General features: G+C 56.7%; 20 protein-coding genes. 5 read left to right on the top strand and 15 right to left on the bottom strand.

Translation table 11 applies throughout. The features are described from left to right. Positions 1-10: 10 nt before the first annotated feature. Entirely contained in the window at positions 11-274 is a 264-nt protein-coding gene (rpsR, locus tag ACM66T_RS03350) for a 30S ribosomal protein S18 (RefSeq protein ID WP_231020385.1), read from the top strand. Positions 275-394: 120 nt separating this feature from the next. Beyond that, the gene (locus tag ACM66T_RS03345) at positions 395-1804 is read left to right on the top strand and encodes an ankyrin repeat domain-containing protein (RefSeq protein WP_231020384.1); all 1410 of its coding nucleotides are present in this window, start codon (positions 395-397) and stop codon (positions 1802-1804) included. Positions 1805-1838: 34 nt separating this feature from the next. On the opposite strand, the gene ACM66T_RS03340 is transcribed toward ACM66T_RS03345, so the two are convergent. The 3 genes from ACM66T_RS03340 to serB all read right to left on the bottom strand — a co-directional run bounded on the left by ACM66T_RS03340 (position 1839) and on the right by serB (position 3194). Further along, positions 1839-2174 carry a c-type cytochrome gene (locus tag ACM66T_RS03340; RefSeq protein WP_231020383.1) on the bottom strand — a complete coding sequence of 112 codons (336 nt, stop codon included), beginning with the start codon at positions 2172-2174 and terminating at the stop codon, positions 1839-1841. 85 nt (positions 2175-2259) lie between these two features. Continuing rightward, positions 2260-2574 carry a hypothetical protein gene (locus tag ACM66T_RS03335; RefSeq protein WP_231020382.1) on the bottom strand — a complete coding sequence of 105 codons (315 nt, stop codon included), beginning with the start codon at positions 2572-2574 and terminating at the stop codon, positions 2260-2262. Continuing rightward, positions 2571-3194 (bottom strand): phosphoserine phosphatase SerB, encoded by a 624-nt coding sequence (gene serB, locus ACM66T_RS03330; RefSeq protein ID WP_231020381.1) that lies wholly within the window; start codon positions 3192-3194, stop codon positions 2571-2573. Before serB ends, ACM66T_RS03335 begins: the two co-directional genes overlap by 4 nt. 105 nt (positions 3195-3299) lie before the next feature. On the opposite strand from serB, the gene ACM66T_RS03325 reads away from it, so the two are divergent. Beyond that, complete coding sequence (locus ACM66T_RS03325; RefSeq protein WP_231020380.1) at positions 3300-4196, top strand: methylenetetrahydrofolate reductase; 897 nt, start codon at positions 3300-3302, stop codon at positions 4194-4196. Positions 4197-4287: 91 nt separating this feature from the next. Here the strand turns inward: ACM66T_RS03325 and ovoA are convergent, their stop codons facing one another. From ovoA to metK, 10 genes are all read right to left on the bottom strand, one after another. Beyond that, positions 4288-6399, bottom strand: a complete 2112-nt coding sequence (gene ovoA, locus ACM66T_RS03320) for a 5-histidylcysteine sulfoxide synthase (RefSeq protein ID WP_231020379.1) — start codon at positions 6397-6399, stop codon at positions 4288-4290. A 50-nt stretch (positions 6400-6449) separates the two neighbouring features. Further along, positions 6450-6821 carry an HIT family protein gene (locus ACM66T_RS03315; protein WP_231020378.1) on the bottom strand — a complete coding sequence of 124 codons (372 nt, stop codon included), beginning with the start codon at positions 6819-6821 and terminating at the stop codon, positions 6450-6452. Then, positions 6808-7074, bottom strand: coding sequence for a hypothetical protein (locus ACM66T_RS03310; RefSeq protein ID WP_231020377.1), 267 nt, complete (start codon positions 7072-7074; stop codon positions 6808-6810). Before ACM66T_RS03310 ends, ACM66T_RS03315 begins: the two co-directional genes overlap by 14 nt. Positions 7075-7109: 35 nt before the next feature. Continuing rightward, positions 7110-8114, bottom strand: a complete 1005-nt coding sequence (locus ACM66T_RS03305) for a beta-ketoacyl-ACP synthase III (RefSeq protein ID WP_231020376.1) — start codon at positions 8112-8114, stop codon at positions 7110-7112. A gap of 11 nt (positions 8115-8125) precedes the next feature. Beyond that, entirely contained in the window at positions 8126-9118 is a 993-nt protein-coding gene (gene plsX / locus ACM66T_RS03300) for a phosphate acyltransferase PlsX (RefSeq protein WP_416768773.1), read from the bottom strand. Beyond that, positions 9119-9268 (bottom strand): 50S ribosomal protein L32, encoded by a 150-nt coding sequence (gene rpmF, locus ACM66T_RS03295; RefSeq protein WP_231020375.1) that lies wholly within the window; start codon positions 9266-9268, stop codon positions 9119-9121. A 21-nt stretch (positions 9269-9289) separates the two neighbouring features. Further along, entirely contained in the window at positions 9290-9637 is a 348-nt protein-coding gene (locus ACM66T_RS03290; protein WP_231020374.1) for a hypothetical protein, read from the bottom strand. A gap of 5 nt (positions 9638-9642) precedes the next feature. Further along, positions 9643-10056, bottom strand: coding sequence for a nucleoside-diphosphate kinase (ndk, locus tag ACM66T_RS03285; protein WP_231020373.1), 414 nt, complete (start codon positions 10054-10056; stop codon positions 9643-9645). Positions 10057-10196: 140 nt separating this feature from the next. Beyond that, positions 10197-10481, bottom strand: a complete 285-nt coding sequence (locus ACM66T_RS03280; RefSeq protein WP_345986153.1) for a 4Fe-4S dicluster domain-containing protein — start codon at positions 10479-10481, stop codon at positions 10197-10199. A gap of 191 nt (positions 10482-10672) precedes the next feature. Next, positions 10673-11830 (bottom strand): methionine adenosyltransferase, encoded by a 1158-nt coding sequence (gene metK / locus ACM66T_RS03275; RefSeq protein ID WP_255707452.1) that lies wholly within the window; start codon positions 11828-11830, stop codon positions 10673-10675. A gap of 409 nt (positions 11831-12239) precedes the next feature. On the opposite strand from metK, the gene ACM66T_RS03270 reads away from it, so the two are divergent. After that, positions 12240-12836 (top strand): peroxiredoxin, encoded by a 597-nt coding sequence (locus tag ACM66T_RS03270; RefSeq protein ID WP_231020370.1) that lies wholly within the window; start codon positions 12240-12242, stop codon positions 12834-12836. A 214-nt stretch (positions 12837-13050) separates the two neighbouring features. On the opposite strand, the gene ACM66T_RS03265 is transcribed toward ACM66T_RS03270, so the two are convergent. Further along, the gene (locus tag ACM66T_RS03265) at positions 13051-14202 is read right to left on the bottom strand and encodes a glycosyltransferase family 4 protein (RefSeq protein WP_416768772.1); all 1152 of its coding nucleotides are present in this window, start codon (positions 14200-14202) and stop codon (positions 13051-13053) included. A 51-nt stretch (positions 14203-14253) separates the two neighbouring features. Here ACM66T_RS03265 and ACM66T_RS03260 point away from each other — a divergent pair, with 51 nt between their 5' ends. Further along, on the top strand, positions 14254-15042 hold the full coding sequence (locus ACM66T_RS03260) for a UDP-2,3-diacylglucosamine diphosphatase (RefSeq protein WP_416768771.1): 789 nt from the start codon (positions 14254-14256) through the stop codon (positions 15040-15042). A 3-nt stretch (positions 15043-15045) separates the two neighbouring features. Here the strand turns inward: ACM66T_RS03260 and der are convergent, their stop codons facing one another. Next, positions 15046-16467 carry a ribosome biogenesis GTPase Der gene (gene der / locus ACM66T_RS03255; RefSeq protein ID WP_231020367.1) on the bottom strand — a complete coding sequence of 474 codons (1422 nt, stop codon included), beginning with the start codon at positions 16465-16467 and terminating at the stop codon, positions 15046-15048. Between the last annotated feature and the right edge of the window lie 114 nt (positions 16468-16581).

Raw genomic sequence — 16581 nt, 5'->3', positions numbered from 1 at the left:
GAAAAAAACCATGGCAGAAAAACGCAAATATAAAAAACGTTATTGCAAATACTGTGAAGCAAAAGTCGACTTCATCGACTACAAAGATGCTTCTAGCCTCAAGCACTCACTCTCTGAGCGCTACAAAATCATGCCGCGCCGCCTGACAGGCAACTGCAAGCGCCACCAGGACATGGTCACGATCGCGATCAAGCGTGCACGTTCCGCTGCGATCATCCCGTACACAATTTCCCGCAAGGAAGTTGTCGTCAACCCGTTCGAAATTATCAAGTAATTTCGTTCTCCGAAGCACCCGCTTCGGAGCTTTGAGCTTATTTTTTCACCCATTTCTTCAATCCCCTTTTACACTTTTATGCTAGGATAGAACAAAATCCATTCATCTGCAGGAGCCGTCATGCCCTTTATGGAGCGTCTGCACAGTGCCATGCTTTTGGGAACGCATCTCTACGACCCCAGTGCCGGAGAGATCATCGAGCACAAAAGCGAGACCTTTTTCAACGCCATCCGCAGCGACGACAAGGCGACCCTGTTGTCAATGATCGAGGAGGGCTTTGACGTCGACTACCACGCCTTCGGCCACCGTCCCCCGCTGATCGTCGCCGTGATGCAGCAGCGTACCCGGATCGTCGAGAACCTTCTCATGTACGGTGCCAACCCCAACCTCGCGGACCGGGAACAGGAAACGCCCCTGCATTTCGCCGTCAAACTCGGTGATCCCGAGATCGTACTGCAGCTGCTGCAGTACGGCGCCCGCCCCCATGCAAAAAGCAGCGAAGGGATGACCCCCGCCGCCATCGCCAAAGCCCAAAAGAGTAAAACCATCCTCTCCCTGCTCGAAGAGGTCCAGCCTGTTTTCGACCTCCCGGCCGAGCCGGACCTTTTCGAGCTGGCATCCAAGGGGAACCTCTACGCCATCGTCAATGCCGAGGCGACGCCGATGGAGCTCTCCAAACGCGATGTACAGAACCGGACACTGCTGCACCACGCCGTTTTCGGGAACAATCCGAAACTCGTCACCTACCTGCTCAACAAGGGCCTCGCGATCGACGCCGGCGACCTGCACGGGATCACGCCCGTTATCATTGCGGCCTCCCACCCGAAGTTCGTGCGGCTCCTGGAAAAACTGCTGCAGCGCTACCCAACCCTGGAACACCGTACGGACAACCATGCAACGGCCCTGACCATCGCCCTGCGCAACGGCAACCCCGACGGGGCCGCTGCACTGATCCGTCACGGCGCAAACATCCTCACCTACGACGGCCTGCATACGCCGCTCTCCCTGGTGCATCGCGGCATCGAGACCTACCCGGAGATCGCCGACAGTTACCGCAACCTGCTACGCATCATGCTCGACCGTGGAGCCCATACGGACATCCCCACAAACCGGGCGGGGTGGACGCCGCTCTTTCACACCGTCGCGCGGCGCCAGGATGAGGGGATCAAAAAACACCTCCGTCTGCTGATGCAGCTGGGCAGCGACGTCAACTATACCGACAAGAACGGTCGGACGGCGCTGATGGTCGCCGCTTCCATGGGGCGCCAGTCGGCGGTCGAAGTGCTCATTAACAACTACGCGGACATCGACCGGATCGACCACTACGGCTGGAGCGCGCTGATGCTGGCGGTCTACTACAACCACATCGATGTCTGCCGTTTTCTATGCGAATGCGGCTGCGACGTTAACCGCATCTCGCCGCAGGGGATGAGCGCCATGCGGATTGCGCAGAAGCATCAGCGCAAGCAGATCATAGAACTGTTACAGGAGTACGGTGCCATCGAAATCAACAGCGATGAGGCGGAGTAGAGAGGAAGAGCGTCCCGTAGGGACGGTGGCGGGCTTAGCCGCAGGAGGGGACGTTACCGGAATCCGAACCGTATTCGTAGAGGAAATCCTTGAGATTCGGTGCATCTTTCTTGAAGCGGCTGCTGTCGATATATTTCATCGCCTTCTTGTCATCTTTGTGCCACGCTCTGAACAGCGCGGCATCATCCGCGAAAGCGTCCGCCCACTCTTTCTGGGTCTTCATCGCGGCCCCCTTCGTACCGTTTCCGTGACAGCGTTTACACTTCTTCAGATAGGCTTTCTGCCCCCGTTTGACGTCGGCGTTCGCCGCCGTTGAGAAGCTGCCGAGCAGCAGTGCCGCGCCCAACAGGGCCGATAGATGTTTTTTCATTCGATTCATCCCTCCTAAACCGTAAAGTAACACAATTTTATCACGACAGACTGAACGAAAGATAAAAAAATCTTAACACAGCCTGTTACGCATCCTCCGCTTCCAGGCCCCCGAGCAGCTGCTGGAATTCGCTTCGAAGCTTGGGCTGGCGTATCTTTTTGGAGGCTTTGCGGACCGCATTGTCGATCTCCTCCGCACCAAGACCCGTCTCCGTACCAATCGTCTCCAGGTCAACCCCGCCCCGGGCCATCACCCAGCAGCGCAGTTCTTTTCGCGTCAGGTGGCGCTTGAGCGCTTCGAAAAGCGTTTTCTCCGGGCACTGCATCATCGGTAGCCCCGTCATCTCCCCCAGGACACTGCCGAGCATTGTTTCAGGGTTGTAGCGTTCCCAGAGATTCATACGAGACGCCCCAGGATTTCGCGGAGGTCTTTGGTATCGATGATGATATTCGCCGCCTCTTTCAGGACCGGTTTCGCGCAGAAGGCGACCCGCGTTCCGGCATGGGCGAACATGCTGAGGTCATTGGCCCCGTCCCCGACGACCATCGTCTCTTCGGGCGTCACCTTGAGCAGCCCCTGCAGGCGCACGAGCATATCCCCCTTCGACCAATTGAACATCATGTCCCCGCCGACTTCGCCGGTCAGTCTGCCGTCTTTGGCATGCAGTGCGTTGGAGAAGTCCGCATCGAACCCGAGCACGTCCTTGGCGTAGGAGGTCGCCGTACGGAAACCGCCGCTGAAACAGACGACGGTAATATCCTGCGCTTTCAGCGCCGCGATCGTCTCTTTGGCACCGGGCATGTAGGGAAGGGAGTGGCTGATGCGCTCTACCGTCTCCACATCAAGCCCCTTGAGCAGCTTGGCCCGCTGCTGAAGGCTCTCGAAGAAGTCAAGCTCCCCGTTCATGGCCCGCTCCGTGATGGCGGCGACCTCTTCGCCTATGCCCAGCGCCTCGGCAAAAAAGTCGATGGTCTCGCCGTCCATCAACGTCGAATCGAAATCAAACACGCATAACCGCATTCCTATCCTTTATGCTCTCTAAGGGCATCCCCCGACCCGGTACAGGTTTTTTGGCGGGGCCCTAGGTTATAATGGCGCCATTATATCGCACCGCAGGGGTAAATCGTGTTTGACGCACTGGAAGCAAAGCTAAAAAACGGACGTTATGTCAGTCTCGAAACGACACCGTCGCACTCCGCTTCCTTTGCCCCCGTCATCGACACGATCGAATCCCTCGGCCTGCATGAGCGCGTCGACGCTTTCAGTACCACCGACAACCCCCTCGCCAAACTGAAATACAACGCCCTCTTCGCCGCCACCCTTATGCAGCAGCGCTTCGGTAAACCGGTCCTGGCGACGATGAGCATGCGCGACCGCAACCGCATCGCCCTGCAAAGCGACCTGCTCGGGGCCAACGAAGCCGGCGTCCGCGCCATTCTCGCCCTGACAGGCGACCCGGCCAAAAACTCCGACCAGAAAGATGCCAAAGGGGTATTTGAAAGTGACAGTACCCTGTTGCTGGAGATCATCGCCGCTTTTAACGCCGGCACCGACCTGGAGGGCAAAGCCTTCTCCGTCGCGCCGCAGCCGATTCTCCCCTTTGCCGTCGTCAACTCCTTCGCCCGCAACCCCAAGAGCCTCTACAAGAAGATGGCCAAAAAAGTCGAGCACGGCGCCCAGGGGATCATCACCCAGCCGGTCTTCGACCTTGATAACGCCAAACTGCTGCTGGAGCTGATGGACGAAGCCAATGCGAAGCACGGCACAAATGCCCAACTTGTCCTCGGCCTCTTTCCCATTACGAAACTGCGCACGGCCCAGTTCCTTGATGCCCATGTTCCGGGCATCCACGTTCCGCCCTCGTGGCTCGAGGCCTTGGGCAACGCCAAGGATGCGGACGACGCCTACAAGATCGGCTTCGATCTGAGCAAGCAGCTTTTCGATGACGTCATGGCCCTGCACCCGAAAGTGCACCTGATGATGGCCAACCAGTTCAGCGTCGCCGCGGAATTATTAGCTTAAACGGAATCCGAGCAAAGCCCGGTTCCCTACGCTAGCGCTATGCTCTCCTCGGCGGAGTGCCCACACACAGTAGAACCGTGCTTCTATTCTCCTAACGCTTTTTCCAGACGCTCATCTGCGAGAGCGTATGCTGGTATTTGCGCGCCGTTTCGCGTATCACGAAGGGGACGTCAAAGGTCTCCAGCAACTCGAAATGCGGCATGAGGATCGTCTTGAGCCCGGTCAGTCCGTCGACAACCTCCCCTTTCTCGTCATAATAGCCGCCGAGCCAGTGCGCTTTTTGCGTATACTCTTCCAGCCAGGTATAGGGCGATGTCAGCAGGAGTATTCCTCCCTCGTTCAGCCGTTCATGCACCGTCCCTAAAAAGCGCTCCGGTTCGTAGAGACGGTCGATCAGGTTCGTGGCCATGATCAGGTCATACCCGCTGAAATGCGCCTTGAGGTTGCAGGCGTCCCCTTGCCAGAACTGCGCATTCACAGCCGTCTCCTCCAATCCGAACTCCTCGAGCGAGTGGACCTGGCGGGTCGTGACGTCCCCCTCCTCTACCCGTTCATAGGCAATCTGTCCCTGCGCTTTCAAGGCCGCTCCAACCTGGATGAAACGGGCGGAGAAGTCGATCCCGGTGACGTCGTCGAAGACCCTGGCCAGTTCGAAGGAGGCCCGCCCCGTCGCGCAGCCGAGATCCAGCGCCCGCTTTTGGGGGGTGGAAGCCGTGAAAGCGATGGCATGCTCCGCGCAGCTGCGCGCAAAGTTTTTCACATCGAAACAGTCCGGTCCATACTGGAACTCGCAGTACTGCGCTACCAGACTGTCCGTTTCGTAGATATTCTCCGGCATGCTCTCAGCGGGGGCATCGGCTTCCACGTAACGGAACCCTGCATGCTGGTAGAAGTGGCGGCGAAACGCGTAGCGTGAATGGCGCAGGGTCTCGTTCCCCGTTGAGGCCCACGATCCCCCCTTGATCAGGTTGTGCTTGCCGTCGAAGGTCGGCAAAGAGAAATCGTCATAGACCGGATGCGGTTCGAACCCCGTATAGCCGTCAATCGTCGATGACGTCCACTGCCAGACGTTCCCGACGACGTCGTAAAGCTCCCCCTGCAAGAAGGTATTGACGGGGACGGAGGAGGCGAAGTGGTTCCAATTGATATTGGCGTTGGCGTCGTCGAACCGTTCGCCCGAAAGTGCCGTGGAGCTCTCGAGCATCCGTACCCACTCCGCTTCCGTCGGCAGGCGATACACACGCCCCTCCTGCGCGCTTTTATAGCGGCAGAAAGCCTCTGCTTCGAGGCAGTTGACCTCCACCGGCCAGTCCATCGGCAGGTCGATCTCCCGGTCCAGCAGGCGCAGCCGATAGCCGCCCGCTGCTTTCGCTACCCAAAAGGGCGGATGTTTCGCGCCGCTCCGCTCCAGGAAACGCATCCCCTCCTCGTCCCAATAGGCGGGGTCTTCATAGCCGCCCGCTTCGACGAAGGGGAGGAACTCCCCATGGCTGACCAGCATCTTCGATGCCCGGAACTCCGTAACTTCCATTCGCGCGCTGCCATATTCGTTATCCCAGCCGTAATAGGGGTCCCCTTTTGCTTTTCCAAGCTGGACGGCCGCGCCGCTGATCACTGCCAGGCTATTCTCCGGTGGCAAACCGGCGTCGTTGCAGTATCGGAACTGTCCAGAGGGCCGGATCTCCTCCAGCGGCATCTGGCGGTGCAGCACGCTCGACGTCTCAATGTGAATCCGTTCATGTTCGATCCCCATCAGGATGACCCACCAGGGGCTTTCCTGGGTGATCGGCAACTGCAGCGGAAGGGTATCGATCAGCTCCAGGACCTGCGCCTTGACCCGGGTACGGTAGTCGCGCACGGCATCGACGCCGGGCCACTCATAGCGTGAACTGTCCATGTCATCCCAGGCCATTTCATCGACACCAATCGCGAAGAGAGATTCGAAATCCGGATTGATCCGCTTGTCGATCACCTTCGCAAGCAGAAGTTTGTTGATAAAGAAAGTTGCCGTGTGGCCAAAATAGAAGATCATCGGATGGCGGGTTCGTTCCGAACGGCGGTAAAAGACGTTCTCGTCCTTCAACAGCCCGAAGAGGGCTTCAAAAAGCGAATAAGCACTGAGGAAATCGTTTCGGATCGCGTCGCGCGTCGCCTGCGGATCCGTTCCGTCAAGTCTGACCGGATAGGAGTGAAAACGTTGCAAGGTTTTCCCTTTCTTCGTTTTCGACCAATTCTAACCAAAAAGAGATGAAGTCAGGATTCGGCGGAAAACTTTTTCGCCAGACGTTCAAGAAACGTTCCTAGCGGCGGCAGGTCGAGTGCACCTTCGCGCTGGCGGGGGCCCCACATGGGTTCGGGAAAGTAGCTGTCCTCTTTGAAACGGGCCATGATGTGCCAGTGTACCTGCGGCAGCATATTACCAAAAGAGGCGATGTTGATCTTTTCGGGACGGTAATAGTCGAGCATCTCCCGCTCGATCACGTCCAGGGCATCCCAGACCGCCGCCTTCTCTGCGGCGTTACACTCGCTGAATTCACGTACGGTGCGGCGGACAAAAATTTTCAGCCACGGCACTTCGCTGTCGTGGGCTTCTATAAAAAGAAGGGGGAGGTCAATTGTGGCCAAAGCGGTCTTCCGCACGGCGCTTTTTGTGGCGGCGCGTCTCCGGACCGACGCGGCGGTCACCGCCGTAACGGCGGTCGGGGAGACTGCTTTCATGGTCAAGGTTGTTCCGCTTGCGGCGCCCTTTGTTCACGCGGCGCTCGGCCACCTCGCGGCGTTTTTTCTTTCGGCGGTTGCGCCAGTGGTTCGAACGAACGTTAAAAGCAATCAGCAGTATGACGAATAACAGTGAGATCCCGATTGCCGCGTAAACCATGTGCCTCTTTCCTACCCGATGTCCCGGGGATTATATCATACCGCAGCCGGTCCTGCAAACGGCACCAGTGCGCTTCCCCACGTCAGCCCGCCGCCGAAAGCATCGAGCAGCATCATATCGCCCTTTTGCAGCTTGCCGCTCTCGTAGAGATCGTTGATGGCGATGGGGATGGATGACCCGGAGGTGTTCCCGTACTTGTGCACGGTCAGCACCACCTGCTCTTCGCGCAGGTTCAGGGCGTCACCGACCGCTTTGATGATCCGGTAGTTCGCCTGGTGCGGCACGAAATGCTTGATATCATCGGCGCTCATACTGTTTTCGGCAAGGATCTCCTTGACGTCGTTGGTCAGGGTACGCACGGCGACCTTGAAGGTTTCGTTCCCCTTCATCTGCATAAAACAGCCGGTCTTCGCTTCCGCGTCCAGCGCATCATGGGCCGAACCCGTGCCGCCGTTCGGCGTCATCAGCAGATCGGCGTAGGTGCCGTCGGCACCCGTATGCACGTCGAGAATCGCTTCGTCCTTGTTCTCCGTCGCGCTGATCACCGCCGCCCCGGCGCCGTCGCCGAAGAGTATACAGGTCGTACGGTCCGTGTAATCGGTAATGGCGCTGAGTTTCTCCGCCCCGATGACCAGGACGTTCTTTTTCATCCCCGACTCGATAAAGGCCTTCGCCATGCTGACGACGTAGACGAATCCCGTACATGCGGCGGAAATGTCGAACGCCATGACCTGGGGCAGGCCCAGTTTGGAAGAGATGATGGTCGCCGTTGAGGGCATGTTGAAGTAGTCCGGAGAGATCGTCGCACAGATCACGAGATCGATCTCCTCTTTGGCGATGCCGGCACGCTCGATCGCCAGTGCAGCCGCCTTGGCCCCCATGTCGCTGGTAAACTCGTCGTCGGCGGCGATATGGCGCTCTTTGATACCGGTGCGTTTCGTGATCCACTCGTCAGAGGTATCGACCATTTTCTCGAGGTCGGCGTTGGTCAGAATACGCTCGGGCACATAGGCACCTACCGAACGAAAAGCTGCATACATGGCTTTATCCTTTAATTGGCAGTGGCATCCAGGGCCCGTTCAATATGAACGTTGACCCCGGTATCGACGAAGTCGATCGCCTGTTTGATCGCGTTTTTAATCGCTTTGGAGTTGCTTTTGCCGTGGCTGACGATGGCGCACCCCTTGACCCCGATCAGCGGAGCCCCGCCGACTTCGGCATAATCAAGCTCTTTTTTCAGAAGCTTGAAGACCTTCCGCATCAGGAGCGCGCCCGTGATCGCGATGGGCGATTTGCGGATATAGTCCTTGATCAGGTGCGTGATCGTACTCGCAACCCCTTCGGAAGACTTAAGGACAAGGTTCCCGATGAAACCGTCGCAGACGACGACGTCGACGGAACCGTTGAAGATATCGCGTCCTTCGACATTGCCGACGAACCCCTCCATGCCGCGAAGCTTCTGGAAGGCTCCCTTCGTCACGTCGTTACCCTTGGTCTCCTCTTCGCCGTTGGCCAGGAGGCCGACGGTCGGGAGGGTAATCGCCCACATATCATGGGCGTAACAGCTCCCCATCACCGCGAACTGGGCCAAATGCTCCGGTTTGCAGTCGACGTTGGCGCCGACGTCAAGCAGCACGGTACGCTTCTTGTTCTTGTTCGGCATCAACGTCACCAGCGCCGGACGCAGGACGTGCTTAAGACGTCCGAGGCGCAGGGTCGCTACCGACATGGTCGCGCCGCTATGCCCTGCGGAGACGACGCCGTCGGCTTCACCGTTGCGGACCAGATCGACCGCTTTGTAGATGGAGCTCTCTTTGCGCTTGAGCGCATCGGTCGCCGCATCGGACATCGCAATGACATCCTCCGCTTCGACAATCGAAATCTTGTCTTTGAACCCGCCCGGAATCAAAGGCAAAATCTCCTCTTTCTTTCCGACAAGGATCGGCTCAAAACGGTAATGCTTCAGTGCCGCAATCGTTCCTTTGACAATAGGCTCGGGACCGAAGTCCCCACCCATCGCGTCAATCGCGATTTTGACCTTCAATTATTTATACTCGCCGGTTGTCGGATTGACATGGTGCGGCATTTTGTAAGTGCCGTCACTGTCTTTGACCGGACGTGCCAGTTTGATTTTGTAGTGGGTGCGGCGTTTTGCTGCACGCGTGTGGGATACGCGTCTCTTAGGTACTGCCATGTTATTTCCTTTCTTTGTAGATTACCTGCAGTTGGGGCAGGCGTGATAATCGCTTTCGATCAAAGCGATTTCCGAATCGAACACTTCGTCGAGGTCGATGGTGCCATCATGCATCTCGACCACATCATAGGTTTCATCCTGACCATGAAAAACACCGTCAGAAATCAGAAATTCGACTTTTTCATCCGGCATTATAGCAAAGGAATCGCCGCAGAGATAGCAATCTACGTCAAGACTCCCCTGCATCGTCGCTTCGAGCAGTACCAGACCGCTGCGATACTTGCGCAGCGTCCCCTCTAACCGTGCACCGTTCTTCTCCAGAACGAAGGGCTGGGGGTCGGCTGTGACGCGACGAAACGGGATGTTCATCTGCGTTAGGAGATCTCTCTCTGTGCGAAGAAGAAGCGAATTTCGATCTCAGCGTTCTCAAGAGAGTCGCTGCCGTGAACCGCATTGGCGTCGATGTTTTCCGCGAAATCGGCGCGGATCGTGCCCGCCGCCGCTTCCTGCGGGTTTGTCGCGCCCATCAGGTCACGATTTTTGGCTACGGCGTTTTCACCTTCAAGAACGCTGACCACGACCGGGCCGCTGACCATGAATTCAACCAGGTCAGTAAAGAAAGGGCGTTCTTTGTGAACAGCATAGAAATCCTGAGCGTCTTTGCGGGAAAGCTGCAGCATTTTTGTTGCAGCAACGCGCAGACCATTGCTTTCAAAACGATCAAGAATCTTGCCGACAACACCCTTCGCTACGGCATCCGGCTTAATGATGGACAGTGTTTGTTCCATTCGGTATCTCCTATAGTAGTCAAAAATAGGGTGGAATTATAGCAAAAAAAAGATCTGATTCTAATGAAATGGAAAAATTTCGGGGGAATTGTAGAAGAAGCGATGCACCCGAAGGTGCAACGGTAGATTAGTTGAATCGATTACTCAACAACCGGTACGTGGTCGTTACGCATATCGTCAGTGATATCATCACGGCTGGACGGGCTTTCGCCGACGGCGTCCCAAACGATACAGCCTTCTGTCGGACAAGCAGTTGCACATGCCGGCTCATCGTGGTGGCCAACACATTCAACACATTTGTCGCCGTAAACGTAATAGATCTCTTCACCCGTCGGGTTATCGTCCTCGTCTACGATCGCCTCAACCGGGCATTCGTCAATACAGGCACCACAGTTGATACATGTGTCGTTAATCAATACTGCCATATTTTCTCCTTCAATTATGGTAGATGTGAAAAAAGTTTAGCGAAAGAACTTTAATGATTCCTAAAAAATGGGGCTGAAATGGTCGTGCAAAAATAGGACTGAAGATTGGTAACAGGAAAAATGGGCAAAACGGCGTGTATGGCGGGGAAAACGGCCGTTTCTGCACCGCCGTTTCCCGTGAGTTTTGCCGCTTAGAATCCGAGGTAGGCGCGGATCGCTTCGGCTTTGTCGGTCTTCTCCCAGGTAAATTCGGGAAGTTCCCGGCCGAAGTGGCCGTAGGCGGCCGTTTTGCGGTAGATCGGACGCAGCAGGTCGAGGGTCTCGATAATCCCTTTCGGTGTCAGGTCGAAGAGTTCGCGGACACAGGCTTCGATCTTTTCTTCGTCCACGACGGCCGTACCGTGGGTGTCGACCATGATCGAGATCGGCTCGACGACACCGATCGCATAGGCGACCTGGATCGTGGCGCGCTCACAGGCACCGGAAGCGACAAGGTTCTTAGCGACATAACGCGCCGCATAGGCCGCGGAGCGGTCGACCTTGGTCGGGTCTTTCCCGCTGAATGCGCCCCCGCCGTGCGGACAGGAACCGCCGTAGGTATCAACGATGATCTTACGCCCGGTGAGGCCGGCATCGCCCTGCGGTCCCCCGACGACGAAGGAGCCGGTCGGGTTGATATGGTAGACAATATCCTCACTGAGAAGATCGGCAGGGATAACATGCTTGATCACTGCTTCGATCACATCGTTGTGGATCTGCTCCTGCGGGATGTTCTCATGGTGCTGGGTCGAGACGACGACCGTTTCGACGCTGACGGGTTTGCCGTCAATATAGCGGACGCTGACCTGGGCCTTGCCGTCGGGACGCAGGTAGGGGATGATCCCCTCTTTGCGCGCTTCGGCGAGCCGCTCGGTAATGCGGTGCGCCAGGTAGATCGGCAGCGGCATCAAAACGTCGGTTTCGCGGCAGGCGTAGCCGAACATCAGCCCCTGGTCTCCCGCACCGATCTCACCGCCTTCGCGGGAGACGCCCTGGTCAATCTCCGGGGACTGCTCGCCGATGGCGTTAAGCACCGCGGCGGAGCGGTGGTCGAACCCGTAGGTGGAGTCCGTGTATCCGATCTCTTTGACAACGTTGCGCACGATATCCTGCATCGGGGTATACGCATGGGTTTTCAATTCGCCAGCAATAACGCAGAATCCATTGGAAACGAGGGTTTCGCAGGCAACGTGGGAATTGGGGTCTTTTGAAATAATATCGTCTAAGATCGCATCGCTGATCTGGTCGGCCATCTTGTCCGGATGTCCTTCAGTGACGGATTCGGAAGTAAAAATATACTCTTTAGACACATCTTTCCTTTATCGTAAAATCGGCACCTCAAAAACCCCCGTCATCTCGAGGAGCTTATGAGGTGCCCAGTTGATGAAAGATAGCAAAAAGCTAAAAATCATCGAAGTATAGCCAAAGGGCACTTCCAAAACCCTATACATGGATGTACGCGGGTTTGCCTGTGCTTTTTTTAAGTTTTTCGCAACACATTCCGTATCGGAACGGCGCGTGTCGTACCCGATCTGCCCCAATGCATATGCGGAACCAGCAACGCTGTGCTGAAGCATTTTTAAAGCGAATGCACCGCCTCTAAACGATAATTTTTTTTAAAAGAGTATTTGAATAGAATGTGCACTGTCAACCGCACGGCTGAAACGTTCCACTGGTTTCAGCCGTGTGTTTACACCCATAAAAACAGGAGTTTCAACCATGCTCGTTACACAAAAAGCACCGGACTTTACCGCGACTACCGTCCTCGGCGACAACCAGATCGTCGACAACTTCAACCTCTACGAAAACTTCGGTGAAAAAGGTACCGTCCTTTTCTTCTACCCGCTGGACTTTACGTTTGTTTGCCCGTCAGAGATCATCGCATTTGACCACCGCCTCCAGGAGTTCCAAGATCGCGGCGTCAACGTTATCGGCGTTTCCATCGACTCCCAGTTCAGCCACTTCGCGTGGAAAAACACGCCGGTTGAAAACGGCGGTATCGGCCAGGTCCGCTACCCGCTCGTCGCTGACCTCACCAAAGAGATCTCCAAAGCTTATGACGTTCTGCTCGACGGCGGCGTTGCACTGCGCGGCTCTTTCCTGATCGACACAGACGGTACGGTCCGCCACGCTGTCATCAACGACCTCCCGCTCGGCCGTAACATCGACGAGATGCTGCGTATGGTCGACACAATGCTCTTCACGAACGAGCACGGCGAAGTCTGTCCTGCAGGTTGGAACAAGGGTGACGAAGGTATGAAAGCCGACACTGCCGGTGTTGCCGACTACCTCGCAAAACACTCCGAAGAGCTCTAATATACCAACAGTACGTCGAAGGAGCAAAAGCCCCTCCGACTGCGCTAATCCCCCGAAGGGGACTTATTCGCTTCGCTCAGGGCGCGCATACTGGGTTTTCCTCAGCGCTAAGCGCCCGGAGGAAGTGCCCTTGGGGTGCTCTCGCGCCTTGCGCTCTCAGCGCTGCGCGCTCTTAACTCTTAACTCTTAACTCTTAACTCTTAACTCTTAACTCTTAATGCTTAACAATTTCATCATGCGCCTGCATAAAGCGCTCATAGGTCTGTGCGATGGAGCGTTCCTGCATCCGCTGCCAGCCGGCCATACCCATCTGTTGACGCAACACACTGCTCTCAATCATCGTTTTAGCGTTGCTTTGCCACTCGTCGTCATCCTCGACACTGAGACAGTAGCCCGTTTTGCCGTGTGCCACGGTGTCGGTCACGCCCCCCTGGTCGCTGACAATGCAGGGAAGCCCGGATGCCTGCGCTTCCATCACGACCTGCCCCAGCGTTTCGGTGACGGAGGCGAACAGCATCAGGTCCGAGGAAGCATAGAGGGCCGAGAGATCCGAACCGCCCTGAAGACCCAGCAGGTGGATGTGGCTGTTGCGCCGCCGGCTCACGCTCTCGGCCAGGCTCCCCTCCCCGACGACGATCAGGGAGAGCGGCACGTCACAGGTGCGTTGCAGGGTCTCGAAGAGATCGACGACAAAAAGGAAGTTCTTTTCGACGCTGAGCCTGCCGACGTAGAGGATCTTAAGCGTGTCGACGGGAATGTCGAATCGGGGCCAGACCGCCGGGTCCCGGTGACGGGGGGAGAAGCGTTCCGTATTGCTCCCCGGCGGCAGGAAGCGCAGTTTTCGTTCTTCCATTTTCAGTTCCCGCTCCAGTACCTCCATATAGTGCTGCGAACGGGAGAATACCCGCTGCATCCGGTGAAAGAAGAACCGCATGAAGCGCCGCGTCACCGCTTCGGCCATCTCCAGCTTGATCTGCTTGCGGATGTAGGAGGGAAAATCCGTATGGTAGGTCCCTGCCACCGGGATGCCGCACCGCTTGGCAATAAGCATGGCGCAAATCCCCAGCGGTCCCGGCGTCGAGATGTGGATAACATCCGGCGATGCCGCCTTGACGTAGCGGTACATCTGCATCCACGGCGGGACGATGGTGAGGAACTGCTCCCGGTAAAAGGGCATTCGGACATACCAGAAGGGCCTGAGGTTGACGATGTTGCTCTCAACCTCCTCCCCGCCAAGCGGCGAAGCGCTCAATACCGAGAAACGGCCGTCCCTCTGACGGGACTGTGCGGCCATATCCTGGATGAAACGCGACACCCCGTTGGCGTCGTAGACCGTGTCGCTGATCAGTAATACCTTTGTATCCATTTCGCAATTATGGTGGAGTATGGTTTCACAAACCAAACGAAAGTGACACAAATGGATAACAGCGTCCGGCAGTACCGTTCCGTTTTTCTCTCCGATATCCACCTGGGATCGCGCCACTCCCAAGCCGATGCCCTGCTTGAATTTTTCCGCGATTTTGAGTGCGAACAGCTCTTCCTCGTCGGCGACATTATTGACGGCTGGGCACTGCGCCGCCGCTGGAGCTGGCCGCAGGAGCACTCCGACGTCATCCAGAAACTGCTGCGCCGCGCCCGCAAGGGGACCAAAATTGTTTATGTCCTCGGCAACCACGACGAATTTGTCCGCTCCTTTCTCCCCCTGACGCTGGGGGACAACATCGAGGTCACCAACGAATTTCACTTTACCGCTACAGACGGCAAAGAGTACCTCGTCACCCACGGCGACTTCTTCGACAGCATCACGATGACAAAGAAGTGGCTGGCGAAGTTCGGCGACATCAGTTACGAAATGCTGCTCAAGCTCAACAAACCCATCAACCGCATCCGCAGCCTGATCGGCTACAAACGCTTCTGGTCCCTTTCAAACTTCGCCAAGCAGAGCGTCAAAAAAGCGGTAATGTTCATTGATGATTACGAGCAGGTTCTTGTGTCCGAAGCAAAACGGCGCGAATTCGACGGGGTCATCTGCGGCCACATCCATAAAGCGGAGAACCGCAACATCGAGGGAGTGCACTACCTCAACTGCGGCGACTGGGTGGAGTCGTGTACTGCTGTTGTGGAGACGATGGAGGGAGAGTGGAAACTGCTGCACTTCCATCGGCAGCAGGTCGAAGAGGAGCCGCTGTTTCTGGCGGCAGGCTGAGCCCTACTTCTCGCCCCGCTTCTTCGCTTTGAAGAGCAGCGGGGTCCCCTCGAAATTGAAAGCCTCACGCAGCTGGTTGGCGAGGAAACGGCGGTAGGTGAAGTGCAGCCCCTTGGGCTTGTTCATGATGAGCGCGATCTGCGGCGGGCGCGTTGCGTACTGCGTCGCGTAGTACAGACGGATCACCTGCCCGTGCATCGACGGGATGGGGTGTTTGCGCATGGCAAACGCCAGCGCCTCGTTGAGCCGCGACGTCGTAATACGCTGTGAGTAGTTGTCGTTGATCTGGATGATCATGTCGTAAAGTTTATGGATGCGCTGCTTCGTCAATGCCGACACCGTGATGACCGGGGCGTAGTGCAGAAACTTGAAACGGTCGCGTACCTGCTGCACGATCTTGTCGTAATCGTCCCTGGGCGCCTTGTCCCATTTGTTGAGTACGATCATGCAGGCGAGACGGTTCTCATCGATGAGGCCGGCGATCTTCTCGTCGAGGTCGCGGAACGGCTCGGAGGCATCGAGCACCAGCAGAGCGAGGTTTGCGCGCTCGAGCATCGTGCGGGTACGGTAGAGTGCATAGCGTTCAATCCCCTCGATCTTGCCGCGTTTGCGGATACCGGCCGTGTCGATGAAGGTGATCGTCTTGTCGTCGCGCTCAATCGTTTCGTCGATGGGGTCTATCGTCGTCCCGGCGACGTCGCTGACGACGGAGCGCTCCTCCCCCAGCAGGGCGTTAAGCAGGGAGCTTTTGCCGACGTTGACCCGGCCGATGATCGCGACGCTGATATGGTTCGGGTCCTCGTCGCTCTCTTTCATCTCGTCATTCTCGTCGTAGATGGAGCCCTCTTCCTCGTCCTCCTCCATGTAAGTGTCGAGAAGGTCGTCGAATTCATCCATCATGTCCGGCTCCGCTGCTTCCAGCTCTCCGGCCTTGGGAATGTAGGGGAGCTGTTTGGCGATCCACTCGAGCAGCGGGTTGATGGAACGGTTGTGGGAGACGGAGATGCCGAAGATCGTCTGGGTGCCGAACTCGTAATACTCCCACACCTTCTCTTTCATCTTGTCGTTATCGATCTTGTTGACGACGAGGGCCATGCTCTTGCCCATCGCTTCGAGTTCGTGGAAGAGCTTCTTGTCCTCTTCGATCGGCAGGTTCTTGCCGTCAACCATGAACAGGATGATATCCGCCTGCTTGGCGGCCGCGATCGACTTCTCGCGCACCTTGTCAAAGAGTTCGCTTCCCTCGTCAAGGCCGCCGGTATCGAGCACTTCGACCTCCCGGTCGAGGACCGTGGCGACCCTTTTCTTGACGTCGCGCGTCGTCCCCGCCATCTCCGACGTAATGGCATCGCGTTCCTTGAGCAGACGGTTAAAAAAGGAGCTTTTGCCTACGTTCGGTCGCCCGATAATGGCCAGTTTTTTCATCAATATCCCAATTGAGGGCTTTCAGAGGTGCCCTTGATTTTTTGCAATTATAACGAAAAAGCGCCGATACCTCTCTTGCTTTGCGGCGTGGTAGTACCCCTGAAACGCTCAAGT

It is taken from the genome of Sulfurimonas sp. ST-25 (assembly GCF_048079205.1).
GTDB classification, from domain to species: domain Bacteria; phylum Campylobacterota; class Campylobacteria; order Campylobacterales; family Sulfurimonadaceae; genus Thiomicrolovo; species Thiomicrolovo sulfuroxydans.
Note: the sequence above shows the minus strand (reverse complement) of the source record. Positions and strands in the feature narration are given on the sequence as shown.

Excerpts from the sequence above, each read along its gene's own strand:
- rpmF (WP_231020375.1), bottom strand. The coding sequence starts at position 9,268 with ATGGCAGTACCTAAGAGACGCGTATCCCACACGCGTGCAGCAAAACGC.
- serB (WP_231020381.1), bottom strand. The coding sequence starts at position 3,194 with ATGCGGTTATGCGTGTTTGATTTCGATTCGACGTTGATGGACGGCGAG.
- ACM66T_RS03335 (WP_231020382.1), bottom strand. The coding sequence starts at position 2,574 with ATGAATCTCTGGGAACGCTACAACCCTGAAACAATGCTCGGCAGTGTC.
- ACM66T_RS03290 (WP_231020374.1), bottom strand. The coding sequence starts at position 9,637 with ATGAACATCCCGTTTCGTCGCGTCACAGCCGACCCCCAGCCCTTCGTT.
- ACM66T_RS03305 (WP_231020376.1), bottom strand. The coding sequence starts at position 8,114 with ATGTATGCAGCTTTTCGTTCGGTAGGTGCCTATGTGCCCGAGCGTATT.
- ACM66T_RS03270 (WP_231020370.1), top strand. The coding sequence starts at position 12,240 with ATGCTCGTTACACAAAAAGCACCGGACTTTACCGCGACTACCGTCCTC.
- rpsR (WP_231020385.1), top strand. The coding sequence starts at position 11 with ATGGCAGAAAAACGCAAATATAAAAAACGTTATTGCAAATACTGTGAA.
- der (WP_231020367.1), bottom strand. The coding sequence starts at position 16,467 with ATGAAAAAACTGGCCATTATCGGGCGACCGAACGTAGGCAAAAGCTCC.
- ndk (WP_231020373.1), bottom strand. The coding sequence starts at position 10,056 with ATGGAACAAACACTGTCCATCATTAAGCCGGATGCCGTAGCGAAGGGT.
- ACM66T_RS03340 (WP_231020383.1), bottom strand. The coding sequence starts at position 2,174 with ATGAAAAAACATCTATCGGCCCTGTTGGGCGCGGCACTGCTGCTCGGC.
- ACM66T_RS03265 (WP_416768772.1), bottom strand. The coding sequence starts at position 14,202 with ATGGATACAAAGGTATTACTGATCAGCGACACGGTCTACGACGCCAAC.
- ACM66T_RS03280 (WP_345986153.1), bottom strand. The coding sequence starts at position 10,481 with ATGGCAGTATTGATTAACGACACATGTATCAACTGTGGTGCCTGTATT.
- ACM66T_RS03345 (WP_231020384.1), top strand. The coding sequence starts at position 395 with ATGCCCTTTATGGAGCGTCTGCACAGTGCCATGCTTTTGGGAACGCAT.
- ACM66T_RS03310 (WP_231020377.1), bottom strand. The coding sequence starts at position 7,074 with ATGGTTTACGCGGCAATCGGGATCTCACTGTTATTCGTCATACTGCTG.
- ACM66T_RS03260 (WP_416768771.1), top strand. The coding sequence starts at position 14,254 with ATGGATAACAGCGTCCGGCAGTACCGTTCCGTTTTTCTCTCCGATATC.